At 67.4% G+C, this 19036-nt stretch carries 15 protein-coding genes; 9 read left to right on the top strand and 6 right to left on the bottom strand.

Annotated elements, in window-relative coordinates:
* Positions 1-6: 6 nt before the first annotated feature.
* Together upp and AB4Z32_RS11960 are read right to left on the bottom strand one after the other, a co-directional pair.
* Positions 7-657 (bottom strand): uracil phosphoribosyltransferase, encoded by a 651-nt coding sequence (upp, locus tag AB4Z32_RS11965; RefSeq protein ID WP_442122067.1) that lies wholly within the window; start codon positions 655-657, stop codon positions 7-9.
* A gap of 193 nt (positions 658-850) precedes the next feature.
* A complete protein-coding gene (locus AB4Z32_RS11960) occupies positions 851-2551 on the bottom strand; it encodes an isovaleryl-CoA dehydrogenase (RefSeq protein WP_442122066.1) in 1701 nt (566 codons plus the stop codon).
* A gap of 347 nt (positions 2552-2898) precedes the next feature.
* Between AB4Z32_RS11960 and AB4Z32_RS11955 the strand changes: the two genes are divergently transcribed.
* Both AB4Z32_RS11955 and AB4Z32_RS11950 read left to right on the top strand, forming a co-directional pair.
* Positions 2899-4635, top strand: a complete 1737-nt coding sequence (locus tag AB4Z32_RS11955; protein WP_442122065.1) for a putative bifunctional diguanylate cyclase/phosphodiesterase — start codon at positions 2899-2901, stop codon at positions 4633-4635.
* The gene (locus AB4Z32_RS11950; protein WP_442122064.1) at positions 4632-6125 is read left to right on the top strand and encodes an HDOD domain-containing protein; all 1494 of its coding nucleotides are present in this window, start codon (positions 4632-4634) and stop codon (positions 6123-6125) included. The genes AB4Z32_RS11955 and AB4Z32_RS11950 overlap by 4 nt, the downstream gene beginning before the upstream one ends.
* A gap of 129 nt (positions 6126-6254) precedes the next feature.
* Here AB4Z32_RS11950 and aroC read toward each other — a convergent pair whose 3' ends face one another.
* Complete coding sequence (gene aroC / locus AB4Z32_RS11945; protein ID WP_442122063.1) at positions 6255-7346, bottom strand: chorismate synthase; 1092 nt, start codon at positions 7344-7346, stop codon at positions 6255-6257.
* A gap of 176 nt (positions 7347-7522) precedes the next feature.
* On the opposite strand from aroC, the gene AB4Z32_RS11940 reads away from it, so the two are divergent.
* Positions 7523-9793 (top strand): putative bifunctional diguanylate cyclase/phosphodiesterase, encoded by a 2271-nt coding sequence (locus tag AB4Z32_RS11940; RefSeq protein WP_442122062.1) that lies wholly within the window; start codon positions 7523-7525, stop codon positions 9791-9793.
* Between the two features lie 127 nt (positions 9794-9920).
* Here the strand turns inward: AB4Z32_RS11940 and AB4Z32_RS11935 are convergent, their stop codons facing one another.
* Positions 9921-10373 carry a CBS domain-containing protein gene (locus AB4Z32_RS11935; protein ID WP_442122061.1) on the bottom strand — a complete coding sequence of 151 codons (453 nt, stop codon included), beginning with the start codon at positions 10371-10373 and terminating at the stop codon, positions 9921-9923.
* A 246-nt stretch (positions 10374-10619) separates the two neighbouring features.
* On the opposite strand from AB4Z32_RS11935, the gene AB4Z32_RS11930 reads away from it, so the two are divergent.
* Genes AB4Z32_RS11930 through AB4Z32_RS11920 form a run of 3 tightly spaced genes read left to right on the top strand, consistent with a single transcriptional unit; the run spans position 10620 to position 13061 of the window.
* A complete protein-coding gene (locus AB4Z32_RS11930) occupies positions 10620-11930 on the top strand; it encodes an O-acetylhomoserine aminocarboxypropyltransferase (protein ID WP_442122060.1) in 1311 nt (436 codons plus the stop codon).
* 1 nt (position 11931) lies between these two features.
* A complete protein-coding gene (locus AB4Z32_RS11925; protein WP_442122059.1) occupies positions 11932-12738 on the top strand; it encodes an alpha/beta fold hydrolase in 807 nt (268 codons plus the stop codon).
* Positions 12739-12752: 14 nt separating this feature from the next.
* The gene (locus AB4Z32_RS11920; RefSeq protein ID WP_442122058.1) at positions 12753-13061 is read left to right on the top strand and encodes an Mpo1-like protein; all 309 of its coding nucleotides are present in this window, start codon (positions 12753-12755) and stop codon (positions 13059-13061) included.
* Here the strand turns inward: AB4Z32_RS11920 and AB4Z32_RS11915 are convergent.
* Both AB4Z32_RS11915 and AB4Z32_RS11910 read right to left on the bottom strand, forming a co-directional pair.
* Positions 13051-15048, bottom strand: a complete 1998-nt coding sequence (locus tag AB4Z32_RS11915; RefSeq protein ID WP_442122057.1) for a diguanylate cyclase — start codon at positions 15046-15048, stop codon at positions 13051-13053. The genes AB4Z32_RS11920 and AB4Z32_RS11915 overlap by 11 nt on opposite strands.
* A gap of 104 nt (positions 15049-15152) precedes the next feature.
* Complete coding sequence (locus tag AB4Z32_RS11910; RefSeq protein ID WP_442122056.1) at positions 15153-16529, bottom strand: YihY family inner membrane protein; 1377 nt, start codon at positions 16527-16529, stop codon at positions 15153-15155.
* Between the two features lie 71 nt (positions 16530-16600).
* Between AB4Z32_RS11910 and wrbA the strand changes: the two genes are divergently transcribed.
* From wrbA to AB4Z32_RS11895, 3 genes are read left to right on the top strand one after another with little or no spacing between them, the layout of a single operon-like run.
* Entirely contained in the window at positions 16601-17212 is a 612-nt protein-coding gene (wrbA, locus tag AB4Z32_RS11905) for an NAD(P)H:quinone oxidoreductase (RefSeq protein WP_442122055.1), read from the top strand.
* A 3-nt stretch (positions 17213-17215) separates the two neighbouring features.
* Positions 17216-17614, top strand: a complete 399-nt coding sequence (locus tag AB4Z32_RS11900) for a DUF2069 domain-containing protein (RefSeq protein WP_442122054.1) — start codon at positions 17216-17218, stop codon at positions 17612-17614.
* Positions 17607-19028: an FAD-binding oxidoreductase gene (locus AB4Z32_RS11895; protein WP_442122053.1), complete on the top strand. Its 1422-nt coding sequence runs from the start codon at positions 17607-17609 to the stop codon at positions 19026-19028. The genes AB4Z32_RS11900 and AB4Z32_RS11895 overlap by 8 nt, the downstream gene beginning before the upstream one ends.
* Positions 19029-19036: the final 8 nt, after the last annotated feature.

Raw genomic sequence — 19036 nt, 5'->3', positions numbered from 1 at the left:
CGCGCGTTACTTGGTGCCGAAGATGCGGTCGCCCGCATCGCCCAGGCCCGGAATGATGTAGGCGTGCTCGTTCAGGTGGCTGTCCAGCGAGGCCACGTAGAGCTTGACGTTCGGATGGGCCTTGTGGAACACCTCCACGCCTTCCGGCGCGGCCACCAGGGCCAGGAAGATGATCTGGTCGTCCGGCACGCCGCGCTTCTTGAGCACGTCCACGGCGTAGACCGCCGAATTGCCGGTCGCGACCATCGGATCGCAGAGGATGAAGGTACGCTCGTTGGTGTCCGGCAGGCGCACCAGGTATTCCACCGGCTGGTGGGTGTCCGGATCGCGGAACACGCCGATGTGGCCGACGCGGGCGGACGGCACCAGTTCCAGCAGGCCGTCGCTCATGCCGACGCCGGCGCGCAGGATCGGGACGATGGCCAGTTTCTTGCCGGCGATGACGGGCGCGTCGATCGTCATCAGCGGGGTTTCGATCTCGCGGGTGGTCAGCGGCAGATCGCGCGTGATCTCGTAGCCCATCAGCAAGGTGATCTCCCTGAGCAGCTCGCGGAAGGTCCGGGTCGAAGTGCCGCGGTCGCGCATGTGCGACAGCTTATGCTGGATAAGCGGGTGATTCAGGATGAACAGGCTGGGGAAACGCGGATCTTGTTTCATTATCGAACTCTATCTAATTGCGGTCATGCCTAGAGTGTCTGACAAAGCCTTCAGGGCAAGGGATACGGCCCACCGGCGCGCCGACGAAGACAGTAGGCTGGTACGGCGAGCCGATGCAACGCCGACATGGAGGTTTTGTCAGGCACTCGTAGCTGAAAGAGCAGCATTATCCCAGCCGCGGGCTTATTTGTCCCTATCTTGTTGAAGAAATTTCCAGAGCACGGGCCAGGATCGCGGCGGCGTCGACCCCATCCGCCAGCCGGCCGAAGGCGCCGCCGACGTCACGGGCGATGCGCGAGGCCACGAAGGCATCCGCCACCTGGGCCGGCGCATGGCGCAGCAGCAGCCCGGCCTGGACCCCGACCACCAGGCGCTCGGCCAGGCGGCGCGCGCCGAATTCCGACACCGCCCCACCCGCCAGCTCGTCGAGCAGGACCGCGCACCAGGCGTCGAAACGGGCGTCGCGTCCGGCGGCCAGTGAGAGCTCGCGCGCCAGCGCGGCGCCCGCCTCGGGCGACTTGCCGAAGGCGCGCAGCACGTCCAGGCACATCACGTTGCCCGAGCCTTCCCAGATCGAGTTCACGGGGAATTCGCGGTACAGCCGCGCCAGCGGGCCATCCTCGACATAGCCGTTGCCGCCCATGACTTCCATCGCCTCGGCGCCAATGGCCGGGCCGCGCTTGCACAGCCAGTATTTGCCGGCTGGGGTCAGGATCCGCCCCAGCAGCACTTCATCCGGGTCGTCCTGGCGGTCGTAACAACGGGACAGGCGCAGCGCGTAGGCCGTCGCCGCCTCCGATTCCAGCGCCAGGTCGGCCAGCACGTTCTGCATCAGCGGCTGCTCGGCCAGCGGACGGCCGAAGGCGCTGCGTCCGCGCGCATGGTGCAGCGCATGGCAGAGGGCTGCGCGGATGATGCCGGCGGTCCCCAGCACGCAATCGAGCCGGGTATGGCTGCCCATTTCGAGGATGGTCGGGATGCCGCGGCCTTCGCGGCCGATCATCCAGCCGACGGCGTCGCAGAACTCGACCTCGGACGAGGCGTTCGAACGGTTGCCCAGCTTGTTCTTCAGGCGCTGCACGCGGATGGCGTTGCGGCTGCCGTCCGGCAGGAAGCGCGGCACGAAGAAGCAGCTGAGGCCAGCGCCCCCCTCGCTGTCCGTCTGGGCCAGCACCAGATGGGCGTCGCACTGCGGCGCCGAGTAAAACCATTTATGACCCACGATCGCGAACGCGCCCTCGCCATCTTCGCCGAAGCGGGCTTTTGCCTGGCCTGGGCCGAGTGGCGTGGCGCGCGTGGTATTGGCGCGCACGTCGGTGCCGCCCTGCTTTTCCGTCATGCCCATGCCGATCAGGGCGCCGCGCTTCTGCTCCACCGGGAGCGAGCGCGGATCGTATTCGCGCGACAGGATTTTCGGCAGCCAGCGCGCGGCAATTGCCGGGTTCTGGCGCAGCGCCGGCACCGAAGCATAGGTCATCGTCACCGGGCATTGCGAACCGTTCTCGACCTGGCCGAACAGCAGGTAGGCGGCGGCGCGCGCGACCTGCCTTCCGGGCCGACCGGCTTCGCTGGGCTCCCACGGCAGCGAGTGCGTACCGTTCTCGATCAGCATGCTCATCAGGCGGTGCCAGGACGGATGGAATTCGACCTCGTCGATGCGATTGCCGGCGCGGTCGAAATTCACCAGCCGCGGCGAGAATTCGTTGGCCAGCCGCCCCAGGTCCAGCACCTCGCTGCTGCCCAGTGTGGCGCCGAGGGCGTCCAGCATCTCCCTGGCCCAGCCGGCGCCTTCTCGCTCCAGGCCTTCACGCAGGGCGGGGTCGCAGCGGAACAGGTTGACGTCGCCGAAAGGCGGCGCCTGGTTGAATACCTCGTGCGTATCGAATCGGTTCATGGCCGCGCCTCCTTGCGTGGTGTCCACATGTTGTTGCACATAAGCATCATGGCTGGAAAGGAAAAGTTTCCTAATTGCACTACATCGGCGACAATACAGCGGTCCGGCACCGCAATCGAGTTATCGACAAGACAACAAGGCTAGCCTAAAGCCTTTTGCCGGGCAAGCACGACCTGTCCGAAACGACAGCTGCCGGACCTCAAGAGAGAGCCAGACACGCGACCGCATTGTGTTTTTTAATGCTCTTGAGAATCTTTCAGTGATACATTGTCTTCGGTTTGGTACACTCGTGCGGCTCCACCGGAACCCGTCGTTTCGGCCAAGATAAGAAAGCAGATATTTTAATAATGCGCCCCGGTTCACCAGTAGCAGCGAACGAGGATCCGCGCCATGCGCAGACGGCCCACGGACTGGATGCGCTCATGGAGGCGGCGGGCGACATCGCGTTCCGGATCGACCCGTCCGGCCTGATCCGCCATGCCAGCCGGCGTACCCTGCGCCTGCTCGGCGCCGCCGAACTCCGCGGCACCTCACTGCCCTCCCTCGCGCTCGAAGCCGACCAGCCCGCGCTGCGCAACGCCATCGTCGACGCCACCGCGCGCGCCGAACCGGTGCTGGTCGAAGCCCGCCTGCGCGCCGGCGAAAAGGACACCTGGTTCGAACTGCGCGTCAGCCTGCTGGACGGCGGCCCGGATCTGCTGGCGGTTGGCCGCGACATGTCGTCCCAGCGCGCCACCGAGCAGCGCCTGCGCCACATGGCGACCCACGACGCCCTCACCGAACTGCCGAACCGCCTGCTGCTGTCCGACCGCATCCGCATGGTGATCGCGAACGCCCGCCGCTCCGGCCAGGGCTTTGCGGTCGCCACCATCGGCCTGGACGGCTTCAAGAAAGTCAACGACGGCCTCGGCCACCCGGTCGGCGACGCCGTGCTGCGCATGGCCGCCGGCCGCCTGCGCAAGACCCTGCGCGATTCCGACACCCTGGCCCGCGTCGGCGGCGACGAATTCGTCGCGGTCCTGCCGGGCACCTTCAACGAAGCGCAGATCAAGCTGGTCACCGGACGCCTGCTGGCCGCGCTGCAGTCGCCGTTCGAGATCGACAGCCACACGGTCTACCTGGGCGCCTCGATCGGGGTCTCGGTCTACCCGGACCACGCCGAGGACGAGGTACGCCTGGTGGCCCTGGCCGACAGCGCGATGAGCCGCGCGAAGGAAACCGGCAAGGCCCGCACCGTCACCTACAGCGCACGCGAGAGCGGCCCGCCCCAGCACGACATCTCGCTCGAAGCCGCGATGTTCTCGGCGGTACGCGAGGGCGAGTTCATGCTGTACTACCAGCCGATCGTCAGCAGCCGCACGCGCCGCATCGAAGGGTTCGAGACCCTGATGCGCTGGAAGCATCCGACCCTCGGCATGGTGCCGCCGGTGCGCTTCATCCCGATCGCCGAGACCAATGGCCTGATCAACATGCTGGGCGCCTGGGCGCTGAAGTCGGCCCTGGTGCAGCTGCGCCAGTTCGAGGAAGTCGCCAAGCGCGACCTCTACATCTCGGTCAATATCAGCCCGCGCCAGTTCCGCAACGACCGCTTCCTCTCGGTGCTGGACGACGCCCTCGCCTTTTCCGGCGCGCCCGGCGACAAGCTGGTGCTCGAGATCACCGAGGGTACGCTGATGGTCGATCCGGCCCACGCCGAGAGCATCCTCGGCAAGATGGCCGAACGCCGCGCGCGCATCGCGATCGACGATTTCGGCACCGGCTACTCCTCGCTGGCCTACCTGAAACGCTTCCCCATTTCGGTACTGAAGATCGACCGCGCCTTCATCAAGGACCTGCCCGCGTCCGAGAAGGATGCGGCGATCTGCAACGCCGTGCTCGACCTGGCCAAGCACCTCGACCTGTCGGTGGTGGCCGAAGGCGTCGAGACCGAAGAACAACTCACCTACGTGGAGTCGCGCGGCTGCGACTACGTGCAGGGCTACCTGACCGGAAAACCCATGTCGGCGCACGTGGCCCTGGCCGCGCTGAAGGAAGACCTGTACACCGAGCTGCTGCCGGACGACCTGCGCGCGGGCACACCATGAACCAGACACTCCAACTCGAGCGCTCGCCGAAAGCGGACGCCACCCTCGCACTGCTGTGGGAACGCATCCGCCGCCGCGGCGACATGCCCGGCTTCACGCGCGCCATCAACGCCATCCTGGCCTCGATGCGCGGCGAAGACGAGCGCGATTTCTCCATGACCCAGACCGTCCTGTCCGACCCCGTGCTGACGCAGAAGGTGCTGCGCCTGGCGAACAGCGGCATGTACTCGGCATTCGGCCAGCGCATCAACACCGTCTCGAAAGCCGTGCTGGTGCTGGGTACCGAAGCCATTGGCCACCTGGCGCTGGGCCTGAAGCTGATCGAGGAGCTGAGCAAGTCCACGCCGGATTCGATGCAGGCCCACATCGAGATGGAAAAGGCGGTGCTGGCCGGGATGGTGGCCCAGCAGGTCGCATCCATGGCGGCCGTGCGCGACCCCGAGGAAGCGGTGGTCTGCTCGATCCTGCACTCGCTGGGCCGGATGATGGTGACTTTCTACCTGCCGGAGCGCTGGACCCTGCTCCAGCAGGCCGCGAGCGAAGGCGCGGAAGACGCCGCCGCGCTGGACCAGCTCGGCCTCACCCTCGAACAGGTCGGCCGCGCCACCGCCGAACAGTGGGGCCTGCCGCGCAACCTGATCGCCGGCATGCGCCGGATCGAACCGGGCGAACGCGGCGACGGTTTCGGCCACGACGACTGGCTGGCAGCGCTGGGCACCATGTCCTCGCAGTGCGCCGAGTCGCTGTGGCATGGCGACGAGCAGGGGCTCGAGCAGGTCGCCCAGCTGGCCTCGAGCTTCGCGCCGATGCTGGGCATCGAGCCGGACAACATCGTCGGCGCCATCGAGCAGGCGAAGGTCGAAGCGGCCGCCGACCTGACCATTGCGCCGCTGGCGAACCCGCCCGAGAAGCGCGCCCGCGCCGCCGCCGCGACCCGCATGCGCGACGCCGGCAACAAGATCCTGAAAGCTGGCGTGGCCGAGATGCGCGACGCCGGCGCGGGCGCGACGCCCGGCCAGATGATGTCGATAGCGCTCGAGACCGCCTACCACGGCCTGTCGTTCACGCGCGCCTTCGGCTTCCTGCGCAGCCGCCGCGAGGGCAAGTACAGCGCCAAGATCGGCCTCGGCGACGGCGCCCGCACCCTGCAGCCGAATCTGGTGTTCGACGACGCCTACGAGCCGAACGTGTTCTTCGCCTCGCTCGGCAGCGACCGCGTGATCTTCATCGAGAACGCACGCGACCCGAAATTCGCCAGCAAGCTGCCCGGCTGGTGGAAAGGCGCCCTCGGCTCGGCGCGCTGCTTCGTGATCATCCCGCTGTGCACCCACGGCGAACCGGTCGGCTTCATCTACGGCGACTGGGACGACCGCTTCCCCCAGGTCTTCCTGAGCCAGACCGAATTCGGACTGCTGAACGATTTGCGGGCGCTGGTGGTGAAGTCGGTGGAGCGCAGGCAGCAGCTCGAGGCTGTCGCGACGCGCGCCTAAGCACCGCTACAATGCCGTCGTTCCCGCGACGGCGGGATAGTGCCCTTGGCACTCCCCCCGGTTTGTCAGTGTCTCGCCAGCGCAAGCAGAACCTGGGTCCCCGCCTTCGCGGGGACGACGGTAATCGAATCAGATACGCGGCGTGCTGACCCGCACATCCCCGCACTGCGCCCGGTGCATCAGCGCATGATCGATCAGCACCAGCGCCAGCATCGCCTCGGCGATCGGCGTGGCGCGGATGCCGACGCAGGGATCGTGGCGGCCGAAGGTTTCGACGCTGACCGGGTTGCCGTCCTTGTCGATCGAGCGGCGCGGCGTGCGGATCGACGAGGTCGGCTTGATCGCGATCGAGACCGTGATGTCCTGGCCGGTCGAGATTCCGCCCAGCACGCCGCCGGCGTTGTTGCCGACGAAGCCTTCCGGGGTCAGCTCGTCGCCATGCTCGGAACCCTTCTGCGCCACCGACAGGAAGCCGGCGCCGATCTCGACGCCCTTCACTGCGTTAATGCCCATCATGGCGTAGGCGATGTCGGCGTCCAGCTTGTCGTACAGCGGCTGGCCGAGGCCGACCGGGACGTTCTTCGCCACCACGTCGATGCGCGCGCCGATCGAGTCGCCGGCGCGGCGCAGCTCGTCCATCGCAGTTTCCATGCGCGCGATCAGGTCGGCGTCCGAGGTCGCGGCGAAGAAGGGATTCGCATGCACGTGTTCGAAGGACTGGAACGGGACGGCGATGTCGCCGAGCTGGGACATGCAGCCCATGAACTCGGTGCCGTAGTGCTCGCGCAGCCACTTCCTGGCGATCGCGCCGGCGCCCACCACCGGCGCGGTCAGGCGCGCCGAGGAACGGCCGCCGCCGCGCGGGTCGCGCACGCCGTACTTGTGCCAATAGGTGTAGTCGGCGTGGCCCGGACGGAAGGTGTCGGCGATGTTACCGTAGTCCTTGCTGCGCTGGTCCTCGTTCGGGATCAGCAGCGCGATCGGGGTGCCGGTGGTGACGCCCTCGTAGACGCCGGACAGGATCTGCACGCGGTCGGCTTCCTGGCGCTGGGTCACGTGGCGCGAGGTGCCTGGCTTGCGGCGGTCCAGCTCGGGCTGGATATCGGCCTCGGAAAGAGCGAGCCCTGGAGGGCAGCCATCGATGACGCAGCCGATGGCCGGGCCATGCGACTCGCCGAAGGTGGTGACGGAAAACAGCTTGCCAAAGGTATTGCCGGACATGGATGCGTGCGAGATAAGTAAACGGAATGGTCGATTCTACCAGCAGGACCCGGGCCATGGTGGAGAGGGGTGGTGGAACAACGCTTTCGATGTTGCCTTAAAGAATTTTTTTCTGTCGAGCTGGCAACTCAGATATACTAGATTTCATTGTTCCATGCCAACTTGGAGATACAGCAATGCCCGCACCGACGACGCCTCAGGGCCAGGCGCAGGACGACGAACTGGTGTTCGTCGACGAAGCGCCGACAGCCTCCGGCGGCGCCCCGGACAACGAAGCCGGCAGCGCCGGCGCGTGGCGGGTGCTGATCGTCGACGACGACGCCGACGTCCACTCGACGACCACCTTCGCCCTCGGCAGCCTCGAACTGCACGGCCGCAAGCTCGCCTTCCTGCATGCCTACTCGGCCGCCGAGGCGCGCGCCCTGCTGGAGCGCGAAGGCGACATCGCCGTGGTCCTGCTCGACGTCGTCATGGAGGAGGCGGACGCCGGCCTGCACCTGGTGCGGCACATCCGTGAAACCCTGGGCCGGCACGACCTGCGCATCATCCTGCGCACCGGCCAGCCCGGCTATGCGCCCGAGATGGACGCCATCCGCGGCTACGACATCAACGATTACCGGACCAAGTCCGAACTCACGCGCACCAAGCTCTACACCTCGGTGGCGTCGGCGATCCGCGCCTACGAACAGATCCGCGCGCTGGAAGCGAGCCGCCAGGGCCTGGCCGAAGTGGTGCGCGCCAACGCCGAGCTGATGGCGCAGCGCACGGTCGGCGGCATGGCGGACGGCATCCTGCGCGAAGCGGCGCGCCTGATCGGCCAGCCCGCGCCCGGCCTGATGTGCTCCTGCCTCGGCGGCCCGCAGGCGGCGGCATGGCAGGTGCTGGCGGCCAGCCACGACAAGGCCGCGCTGGCGCCGAGCGGCATGCTGGCCGCGGGTGGCGACAGCACCGCGGCGGCGATCCGCCAGACCCTGCTCGAACAACGCCACATCTTCGGCGAGCGCTACCTCACCCTTTATTTCGGCGGCAAGGCCCACTGCGATTTCGCCACCTGGATCGAGCTGGAACGTCCGCTGGATCCCCTGCGCCGCGGCCTGCTGGAGCTGTTTGCGTCGAATATCGCGGTCGGCCTCGACAACGTGGCCCTGCTGACCGACCTCCAGCGCGCCGCCTTCTACGACCCGCTGACCGGCCTGCCGAACCGCACCCGCCTGGTCGAACTGATCGATGAAGGCATCAGCCGCAACACCAACGTGGCGGACGAGGTCCTGTGCCTGGTCGACCTCGACCACTTTGCCGAGATCAACGACGCCCTCGGCCACCAGTTCGGCGATGCCCTGCTGGTCGCGGTGGCCCAGCGCCTGCGCGCCCGGCTCCATTCGCGCCTGCAGCTGGCGCGCATCGGCAGCGACATCTTCTGCGTGCTGGGCGACTCCGCCGAGGTCGATCCGGAAGCGATCCGCGCCCTGTTCGCGGCGCCCTTCTCGATCGAGGGCCAGGACCTGCAGGTCTCGATCACGCTCGGCCTGGTGCGCCTGATGGAGCACGACGGCAGCGGCGCCGACGCCCTCAAGGACGCCGACATCGCCCTCAAGCGCGCCAAGAGCCGCCAGCGCGGCGGCCATTTCTACTTCTCGCGCGGCATGGGCGTCGAGATCCGCGAACGGGTGCGCCTGATGCACGCACTGCGCAGCGGCTTCGCGCGCGGCGAACTGTTCCTGGCCTTCCAGCCCCAGGTGGAACTGGGCGCCCACCGCCCCTTCGGCGCCGAAGCCCTGCTGCGCTGGCGCACCGAGGACGGACGCCTGGTACCGCCCGATCGCTTCATCCCGATCGCCGAATCATCGGGCCTGATCATCGAGATCGGCGAATGGGTGCTGCGCCAGGCCTGCGCCGAGCTGATGCGCCTGCGCGCGGCCGGCTACCTGGACTTCACGATGTCGATCAACGTGTCCCAGGTGCAGTTCCGCCACCCGGGCTTCCTCGACATGCTGCGCCAGGCGCTGGTGGACACCGGCGCGCCGCCGGAGCGGGTCGAGCTGGAAATCACGGAATCGATGGCGATGGAAGAGCCGGACCTGCTGATCGAGCGCCTCGCCGCGATCAAGCGCACCGGCGTCTCGATCGCGATCGACGACTTCGGCACCGGCTTCTCGTCGCTGTCCTACCTGCAGCGCCTGCAGGTCGACCGCCTGAAGATCGACCGCGCCTTCGTCACCGAGATCACGGGCTCGGCGCGCGGCAGCAGCATTGCTGAAATGGTGATCGAGCTGGGACGCAACCTCGGGCTATCGATCATCGCCGAGGGCGTCGAGGACGAGCGCCAGGCGCAGATCCTGCAGGCGCTGGGCTGCCCGCTGGCGCAGGGCTTCCTGTTCTCGCGGCCGCTGGCGCCGGAGCAGCTGCTGGAGTGGCTGGGGGCGGATGCGCTGACGCGCGCGGCTTGAATATCAACTACGTCGTTCCCGCGGAGGCGGGAACCCAAGTTCGCCGCGAACTGAGGACGCCTGCCTGCACTACTCAAGCAAACCTGGATCCCCGCCTGCGCGGGGATGACGGTCTTCAGGCCAACACTTAGTCGTCAGCCGCCTGTTCCGCCGGCCAATCCCGGATATACGCCTTCAACATCCGGTTCTCGAAACTTTGCGCCTCCAGCACCGCCTTGGCGACGTCATAGAACGAGATCACGCCCAGCAGGGTGCGGGCATTCATCACCGGCAGGTAGCGCGCATGCTTTTCCAGCATGATGCGGCGCACCTCGTTGACCTCGGTGTCCGGGGTCACGGTGATCGGGCTGTCGTCCATGTGCTTGCGCACGCTGCCGGCGGCGGTTGCGCTGCCGAAGGTATTGACGGCCTGGATCACTTCGCGGAAGGTCAACATGCCGACCAGGTCGCCGTATTCCATTACCACCAGAGAACCGATATCGCGCTCCGCCATCGTCGCCGCGGCGTCGGCCAGCGGCGTGTCCGGAGACACCGTGTAAAGGATATCGCCTTTCACCTGCAGGATTTCAGATACTTTCATAGTGGTCACCATGTCGTGGGTACGTGGTACGGGAGCGCTGGGAACGAGAGAGCTGGACACTGGATTCGGAGGTACTTGGACCTTATTCAACACATAACGCCGACTCTAGCCTATGCCTTCCGAAAAAGCCATACTTGCGCGCTAACAAACTTGCGCAAATGATGATTTAAAGCCACTCGCGATGTCGCATTGCTATCGGCTGGTGGTAGGATGCCGCTCGTCACCATCACTACGGATGAACAGATCATGAGCGGTCCCAGGTATCCCGGCTTCGACACCCTGTCCCTGCACGCCGGCGCCAGCCCCGACCCGGCCACCGGCGCGCGCGCCACGCCGGTGTATTTCACGTCCTCGTTCGCGTTCCGCGATGCGGACCACGCGGCCTCGCTGTTCAATATGGAACGCGCCGGCCACGTCTATTCCCGCCTCTCGAACCCGACCAATGCAGTGCTCGAAGAGCGTATCGCCGCCCTCGAAGGCGGCGTGGCCGGCATCGCCACCGCCAGCGGCCAGGCCGCGCTGCACCTGGGCCTGTCCACCATCGCCGGCGCCGGCAGCCACGTGGTCGCCTCGCGCGCCCTCTACGGCGGCTCGCACAACCTGCTGGCCTACACCCTCAAGCGCTTCGGCATCGAGACCAGCTTCGTCGATCCGCGCGACCTCGACGCCTGGCGCGCCGCGATCCGGCCCGAAACCAAGGTGTTGTTCGGCGAAACCCTGGGCAACCCGGGCCTGGACGTGCTCGACATCCCGCGCGTGGCGGCACTGGCCCACGAGCACGACCTGCCCCTCATGGTCGATGCCACCCTGAGTACGCCCTGGCTCCTGAGACCCTTCGATCACGGCGCCGACCTGGTGTTCCACTCGGCGACGAAATTCCTGTGCGGGCACGGCACCGCGATCGGCGGCCTGCTGGTCGACGGCGGCAGCTTCGACTGGCAGCGCGCCCATGCGCGCACGGGACGCTTCGCCGAACTGTGCGAGCCTTATGAGGGCTTCCACGGCATGGTGTTTGCCGAGGAATCGACGGTCGGCGCCTTCGCCCTGCGGGCGCGGCGCGAAGGCTTGCGCGACTTCGGCGCGGCGATGAGCCCGCACAATGCCTTCGCCATCCTGCAAGGCATCGAAACCCTGGGCCTGCGCATGGAGCGCCACGTGGCCAACGCGCGCAAGCTGGTCGAATTCCTGGTGAGCCATCCGGCGGTGGAATCGGTGGTCTGGCCCGAGCTCGAAAGCCATCCCGACCACGAGCTGGCGAAGACCCTGCTGCCGCGCGGCTGCGGCGGCGTATTCTCCTTCCATCTGCGCGGCGGACGCGCGGCCGGCAAGCGCTTCATCGACGCTTTGCGCCTGTTCTCGCACCTGGCCAACGTCGGCGATGCGAAATCGCTGGCGATCCACCCCGCCTCGACCACGCATTTCCGGGTCCCTGCCGACCAACTGGCCGCGGCCGGGGTCGGCGAAGGCATGATCCGCATCTCAAGCGGCCTCGAAGATGCCGACGACCTGATCGAAGACCTGACGCGCGGGCTGAAGCTGGCCCAGAAGGGAGCCTGAAATGATCTATGAGATCAACGGCGCTCCAGCCTACAGCTACACCGGCGGCAAGGCCTTCGATGCCCGGCAGCCCACCATCGTCTTCCTGCACGGCGCCCAGAACGACCACTCGGTGTGGGCCCTGCAGAGCCGCTACTTTGCCTGGCACGGCTGGAACGTGCTGGCGCCCGACCTGCCCGGCCACGGCCGCAGCGGCGGCCAAGCCCTCGACAGCGTCGAGTCTATGGCCGACTGGCTGCTGGCCCTGCTGGATGCGGCGGGCGCCTGCCAGGCCGTGCTGGCCGGCCACAGCATGGGCTCATTGATTGCGCTGGAAGCCGCCCACCGCGCGCCCGGCCGGGTGACGGGCCTGGCCCTGCTCGGCACGACCTGGCCGATGAAGGTATCCGACACCCTCCTCGCCGCCTCGAAGGACCGGCTGCAGGAGGCAATCGACATGGTCAATATCTGGTCGCACACCGGTCCCCTGCCGCGCCCGGCCTGCCCGGCGCCCGGCTTTTCCGTCACGGGCCTGTCGCGCCGCCTGATGCAGCGCCTGGCCGAGCAGAACCCGGACCAGCTCTTCCACACCGACTTTTCGGCCTGTAATGCCTACGCCAACGGCGGCGTGGCGGCCGCCGGAATCAGTTGCCCGACCCTGTTCGTTCTGGGCGCACGCGACATCATGACCCCGCCGCGTTCCGCGCAGGCGCTGACGTCGGCCATCGTGCATGGCAAAATCGTCACCGTGGACGCCGGCCACGCCATGATGGCCGAGCAGCCCGACGCGGTGCTCGACGCGCTGATCGCCTTCGCCGGCAGACAATGAGAGGAGACCTTCAGATGGCGGCCGTTCGCTACAGCAGCTTTGCGGAGTTCTATCCCTACTACCTGACCCAGCACGACAACCGCCTGTGCCGGCGCGCCCATTTCATCGGGACCTCGTCGGCCATCGCCGCGATCGCCCAGTACCTCGACAGCCTGAATGCCTGGTGGCTGCTGTTCGCACTGGTGAGCGGTTATGGCGGGGCCTGGATCGGCCACTTCGTCTACGAAAAGAACCGCCCGGCGAGCTTCGGCAATCCCTGGTGGTCGTTCCGGGCCGACTGGGTAATGTACTGGCAGATGCTGACCGGAAAGCTCAGCTGGTAACGTTGACGAGGCTCAGCAGGCCATCGGCCGAAGCCTGCTTCAGGTCGGCATCGGCGGCGGCGACCGCCTCCTTGGTCAGCTCGGCGGCATCCTGCACGCCGAAAGCCTGGTTGCGGCCGGCCGTCTTGGCCAGGTAGAGGCAGAGGTCCGCCAGGTGGACCAGCTGTTCCCAGCCGGGGGCGGCCTCATTGTCGGCCGGGTTCGGGCAGAAGCCGATCGATACCGTGACGGTCAGCTCGCGCTCCTCGGCGACGATGGCGGTGCCGGACACCGACGCCAGCAAGCGGCCGCAGACCTGGCGTGCCTCGTCGGTGGCGACGCCGGGCAGGTAGGCCAGGAATTCCTCGCCGCCCCAGCGGATCAGCACATCCTGTTCGCGCAGCGCGCCCGCCAGGCGCGAGGCCACGTTTTTCAGGACCACGTCGCCGGCGCCATGGCCGAAGCGGTCGTTGATCGACTTGAAGTGGTCGACGTCGAGCAGCAGGAAGACGCCGCCTCCCTTGGCCTCGCCGCGGCTGCGCTGGGCGTGCAGTTGCGGCACGACCTGCTCGTAGAAGTAGTGGCGGTTGAACAGGCCGGTGAGCGAGTCGCGGGTGCTCTGCAGGAACAGCTGCTCGTTCTTCAGCTTCAGCGTGGCGTTCGCCTTCCTGACGCGGGCGTACAGCAAGGCGATCAGGGCCACCGCGGCCAGAGTCGTCGCGCTGAGCAGCACCCACATGCTGCGCAGGCGCTTGACGTTGGCCAGTTCGGCCGCCTTCAGCTCGCTTTCGTGGTGCAGCGCGCTCAACTCGGCCTGCTTCTTCTGGACCGCATAGGCGCGCTGCAGCGTCTGGTAGGACAGCTGCTTTTCCTTGCGCCAGGCGGCCAGCGAGACCGAGCCGGCCTTTTCGTAGATCGTCAGCGCGTCGTCGCCCCAGCCGACCTGGTTCAGCGCGTGGCCGTAATCCAGCAGCATGCGCACATAGCGCTCGTCGCCCTGCATGCCGGCCAGCGCCTTGTCGACCATGGCGCGGCCGCCGGCGATGTTGCGGAAATAGATGGTGGCGATGCCGAGCTGGAAGGATGCGAGCCGGCTGCCGGTATCGTCCTCGAACTCGCGCGCGATCCGCAGCGCCGCTTCGCTGGTGCGGGCGGCCTCGCCGAAACGTCGGGACTGGATATAGAGTTCGGCCAGGTTCGCCATCGGCACGGCCAGGCTCTCGCGGGCCTGGAGTTTTTCGAGGGTCTCGACGGCCGCCAGCAAGGCCTTCTCGGCGCGCTTCTGGTTGCCGGCGCGGGCGGCGGCCGCGTATTCCGTCAGCCTGGCGTGGGCCAGCTGGGCCGGGATGCCGCGGCTCCTGGCGATGGAAACCAGTTCGTCGGTCAGGGACAGGGCCTGGGCCGCGCCGGCAGTGCCATTGCCGGCCAGCAGGCGCACCTGTTCGCGCAGCGCCATCGACAAGGCGTCCGGGTCGCCGCCCGCGCGCGCCAGTACGACCGCGCGCGCCATGAAGTCGAGGGCGTCGTCGACGCGGCCTTCCTGGTCGGCCAGCAGGCCCTGGGCGACCAGGGCGCGGGTCTGCAGGTGGACATCGCGGCTGTCGGCGGCCAGCGCGGCGCCGTCCTCGACGAGGCGACGCGCCGCATCCTGGTCGTGTACCAGCCTGGACAGCACCAGGCCGTGGCTGAGCATGGCCTTGGCCAGCAGGTTATCGTCGCGGGATTCGCGGGCTATTTGTTCCGCCTGGACGGCGGCATCGAGGGCTTCGTGCTTCCTGCCGCGCCAGAACCATGCGCGGCTGCTTTCCACCAGGACCAGGCCCAGCTGCGGTCCGCTGCGCCCTTGCTTCAGGATATCGAGCCTGCGCAGGGCGTCGAGGGGCATGACATAGGCTTCCTCGCGGGCATTGATCAGCTCGTGATTGAATTCGTACTGGTCGTCGCCGGCATAGGCCAGCGCAGTCCAGCACAGGAACAGCAGGCCCAAGAGGAAGCGGCGCACAACCATGTGGTCTCCAAACGTATGCCGCCAATAGTAACATCGGGCAACGTTTGATTCCACAATTCAACTGTATCCGTAGCGAAACAGAAACGGAACCGTTGGTGAACAGGCTATTTAACAACAAAATGGTCCGCCAAGCTCTGGTCCAGCCCGCGCTCCACGGCCGCCTCGACCCGGCGCGCCAGCGCCGCCGTATCCAGCGCCAGCGGCGAGTTCTGCGCAGTCTCGACAGCCCCCGTTCCCGGCGCAGGCGGGCCCTCGACCCCGGCGCCGCCGAACACGAACAGGCGGTAGACGTCGGACAGGCGGACCAGGCCTGGGTCGACCAACAGAACCCAGCCGTCGCCGCCTTCGCGCGCGCCGCGGCCCCAGATCGCCTTGACGGACTCCTCCGCGTGCACCCGGCCCACCCAGCCCGCCGCCACCATCTGATCCAGCAGCAGGGACATCTCGTCGTAGCCGATGCGGGTGTGGGCGCGGATCTGGGCGCCGGTCGCCAGCGCGGTGCCGGTGGTCGCGGCGGCGCCGTGGAGCACCTTCAGGATCGCCATCGCATCGACGAAGGCGCCGCCCGGCACCGGTTCATACCACCAGCGCTCGTACTTCACCACCGGCAGCGCGGCGGTGAGCAGCGCCCCCACCAGGGTGATCAGCCAGGACAGATACATCCACAGCAGGAACAGCGGCAGCGCCGCCAGCGCGCCGTAGATGATGGCGTAGGTCGGGAACTGGCGGATGAAGATGGCGAACACGCGCTTGGCGATCTCGAAGGCGACCGCCGCCACCAGCCCGCCCCACAGGGCGTCGCGCCAGTCGACCCAGCGGTTCGGCACCGTCATGTAGAGCAGCGTGTAGGCGCCGGTGGTCAGCGCCACCGACATGGCGGTATAGAACAGGGTGCCGATGAAGGGAACGGCGCTCATCAGGCCCGTGGTGGCGCTGAACAGCTGGGAGGTGAGGGTTAGCGAGATGCCGAACAGCAGCGGCCCGAGCGTCACCAGGGCCCAGTAGATCAGCACCCGCTGCACCAGCGGCCGCGGGCGCTTGACCCGCCAGATCTGGTTGAAGGCGCGCTCGATCATGCCGATCATGGCCGCCGTGGTCAGCACCAGGGCCACCGCGCCCACCGCCGACAGCTTGGTCGCCTTGCTGGCGAACTGGGTCAGGTTCGAGGTGATCGTGTTCGCGATCGCCTTCGGCATCACCATCTGCACGAAGTAATGGTCGAGGGAGGAGCGCAGCTGGCCGAAGATCGGAAAGGTGGTGAAGATCGCCAGCACGATGGTCAGCAGCGGCACCAGGGCCAGCGTGGTGGTGAAGGTGAGGCTGCCCGCCACCTGCGGCAGCTTCTCGGTCAGCAGGCGGCGGCGCGCGAAGCGCACCAGGTCGCGCACCTCGGCCCAGGTCAGGCCGCGCACCTTGTCGACGCCGACGTTGATCATCTCGCTGGTGGAACGGGAAATACTGGAGACGGTTTTGGAAAGCATTGGACCCTGGTAGCGGCGCGCGGTCATGTCGCGCTTCGTGTCATATTATAAAGCGCCCTATAATACCAACGATGAACCCAACCGATCCGATCATCCTCGTCCTCTATTACTCTCGACATGGCAAGACACGCAAGCTCGCCGAACTCATTGCCCAGGGCGTGGAAAGCGTCCCCGGCGCGGAGGCGCGCCTGCGCACCGTGCCGGCGGTGTCGACGGTGGCCGAAGCCACCGAGCCGGACATCCCACGGAGCGGCGCTCCCTATGTCGAGCTCGAGGACCTGGCGGAATGCGCCGGACTGGCCCTGGGTTCGCCAACCCGGTTCGGCAATATGGCGGCGGCGATGAAGTACTTCCTCGACGGGACCTCGGCACAGTGGCTGTCCGGCACCCTGTCGGGCAAGCCGGCTGCCGTCTTCACCTCCACCGGCAGCCTGCACGGCGGCCAGGAATCGACCCTGCTGTCGATGATGATTCCGCTGCTGCACCACGGCATGATGGTGATGGGCCTGCCCTACACCATGCCGGAACTGATGACCACCGAAAGCGGCGGCAGCCCCTACGGCGCGACCCACTGGTCCGGCGTGGACGGCAACCGGCCGATCACGGACGACGAGAAGCGGCTCGCGATCGCGCTGGGCCGGCGCCTGGCGCTGGCGAGCCGCAATCTGCAGGGGATGGAGTAGGACATGCAAGTGCATCGGGTATTCCATACGGGGGCGGTGACCAGCCTGGTCATCCTGTGCGTCTGGCTGCTTGCCTGGGAAATCGCGGTCGCCCCGCTGCATCCGGGCGGCTCTCTGCTGGCGCTGAAAGCGCTGCCGCTGCTGCTGCCGCTGCGCGGCGTGATCAAACGCGACCTGTACACGCTGCAGTGGTCGTCGATGGTCATCCTCATCTACTTCGTCGAAGGCGTGGTGCGGGCCTGGAGTGACAAGACCGACATCTCGCGCATCATGGCGCTGGGCGAGGTGCTGCTGGTCGTCTCCTATTTCGTGTTCGCCCTGCTCTACCTGCGCCCCTACAAGAAGCAGGCCCAGAAGCTGGCGAAGGAGTTGCTCGACAAGGTAAAAGTTCCGCATGACTGATTCCGTATCCGATCTCTTCCTGGCGCATTGCCGCGAGCTGATCGGCGTCGAGCACGTCCTCACCGGCGAGGCCGACGTCGCCCCCTACCTGACCGACTGGCGCGGCCGCTTCACCGGCCGTGCGCGCGCCGTGCTGCGCCCCCTCGACGCCGCCCAGGTGGCCGGCCTGGTGCGCCTATGCGCCGCCCACCGCGTGCCCATCGTGCCGCAGGGCGGACGCACGGGCCTGGTGGTCGGCAGCGTGCCGGACGAATCCGGCCATGCCGTGGTGCTGTCGCTGCGCCGCCTGAACCGCATCCGCGCCATCGATCCGGTCAACCGCACCATGACGGTGGACGCCGGCTGCATCCTGCACGACATCCAGCAGGCCGCGAGCCATCACGGCATGCTGTTCCCGCTGTCGCTGGCGGCGGAGGGCAGCTGCACCATCGGCGGCAACCTGGCGACGAATGCCGGCGGCACCGGCGTCCTGCGCTACGGGAACACGCGCGAACTCTGCCTCGGCCTCGAAGTCGTCACCGCCCGCGGCGAGCTGTGGGACGGCCTGCGCGGCCTGCGCAAGGACAATACCGGCTACGACCTGCGCGACCTGTACATCGGCGCCGAAGGCACCCTCGGCGTGATCACCGGCGCCGTGCTCAAGCTCTTCCCGCAGCCGAAGGCCGGCATCACCGCCCTGGTGGCGCTGTCCAGCTGCCGCGATGCCCTGGGGCTGCTGGGCATGGCCCAGGACACCGCCGGCCCGACCCTGACCGGCTACGAGCTGATGAGCGACGTCTGCCTGCGCCTGGTCGGCAAGCACTTCCCCGACCTGCCGCGGCCCTTCCCGCAGCACCATCCCGAGTACGCCTTGCTCGAACTGTCCAGCCACGAGTCGGAGCAGCACGCGGTGCGCCTGCTGGAAGAGACCATCGAGCGCGCGCTGGAAGCCGGCCTGGCCCAGGATGCCGTGGTGGCGACCTCGATCGCCCAGTCGCGCGCCCTGTGGGCGATCCGCGAGCACATCCCGCTGGCCCAGGCCGCGGACGGCAAGAACATCAAGCACGACATCTCGGTCCCGATCTCGCGCATCGCCGATTTCGTCGAAAAGACCGACGTCCTGCTCGAACACGCCTGGCCGGGCGTGCAGGTGGTATGCTTCGGCCACCTGGGCGACGGCAACCTGCACTACAACATCGCGCCGCCCGAGGGCACCCCGCACGAAGCCTTCCTCGCCTACCAGGGCGACGTCAACCGCATCGTGCACGACAGCGTGGCGGCCTTCGGCGGATCGATTTCCGCCGAGCACGGCATCGGCGCCCTGAAGCGCGACGAACTGCCGCGCTACAAGGCCCAGGTCGAACTCGACCTGATGCGTGCCATCAAGGCAGCCCTGGACCCGCTCGGCATCATGAACCCTGGCAAAATTCTTTGACCGGAGAT

The sequence above is a fragment of the Massilia sp. 2TAF26 genome, assembly GCF_052115005.1.
Taxonomy (GTDB): domain Bacteria; phylum Pseudomonadota; class Gammaproteobacteria; order Burkholderiales; family Burkholderiaceae_D; genus Telluria.
The sequence above is the reverse complement of the archived record's forward strand: the minus strand, read 5'-3'. Positions and strand labels throughout refer to the sequence as shown.

Excerpts from the sequence above, each read along its gene's own strand:
- AB4Z32_RS11955 (WP_442122065.1), top strand. The coding sequence starts at position 2,899 with ATGCGCCCCGGTTCACCAGTAGCAGCGAACGAGGATCCGCGCCATGCG.
- upp (WP_442122067.1), bottom strand. The coding sequence starts at position 657 with ATGAAACAAGATCCGCGTTTCCCCAGCCTGTTCATCCTGAATCACCCG.
- AB4Z32_RS11910 (WP_442122056.1), bottom strand. The coding sequence starts at position 16,529 with ATGCTTTCCAAAACCGTCTCCAGTATTTCCCGTTCCACCAGCGAGATG.
- AB4Z32_RS11960 (WP_442122066.1), bottom strand. The coding sequence starts at position 2,551 with ATGAACCGATTCGATACGCACGAGGTATTCAACCAGGCGCCGCCTTTC.
- AB4Z32_RS11940 (WP_442122062.1), top strand. The coding sequence starts at position 7,523 with ATGCCCGCACCGACGACGCCTCAGGGCCAGGCGCAGGACGACGAACTG.
- aroC (WP_442122063.1), bottom strand. The coding sequence starts at position 7,346 with ATGTCCGGCAATACCTTTGGCAAGCTGTTTTCCGTCACCACCTTCGGC.
- AB4Z32_RS11895 (WP_442122053.1), top strand. The coding sequence starts at position 17,607 with ATGACTGATTCCGTATCCGATCTCTTCCTGGCGCATTGCCGCGAGCTG.
- AB4Z32_RS11950 (WP_442122064.1), top strand. The coding sequence starts at position 4,632 with ATGAACCAGACACTCCAACTCGAGCGCTCGCCGAAAGCGGACGCCACC.
- AB4Z32_RS11930 (WP_442122060.1), top strand. The coding sequence starts at position 10,620 with ATGAGCGGTCCCAGGTATCCCGGCTTCGACACCCTGTCCCTGCACGCC.
- AB4Z32_RS11920 (WP_442122058.1), top strand. The coding sequence starts at position 12,753 with ATGGCGGCCGTTCGCTACAGCAGCTTTGCGGAGTTCTATCCCTACTAC.
- AB4Z32_RS11915 (WP_442122057.1), bottom strand. The coding sequence starts at position 15,048 with ATGGTTGTGCGCCGCTTCCTCTTGGGCCTGCTGTTCCTGTGCTGGACT.
- wrbA (WP_442122055.1), top strand. The coding sequence starts at position 16,601 with ATGAACCCAACCGATCCGATCATCCTCGTCCTCTATTACTCTCGACAT.
- AB4Z32_RS11900 (WP_442122054.1), top strand. The coding sequence starts at position 17,216 with ATGCAAGTGCATCGGGTATTCCATACGGGGGCGGTGACCAGCCTGGTC.
- AB4Z32_RS11925 (WP_442122059.1), top strand. The coding sequence starts at position 11,932 with ATGATCTATGAGATCAACGGCGCTCCAGCCTACAGCTACACCGGCGGC.
- AB4Z32_RS11935 (WP_442122061.1), bottom strand. The coding sequence starts at position 10,373 with ATGAAAGTATCTGAAATCCTGCAGGTGAAAGGCGATATCCTTTACACG.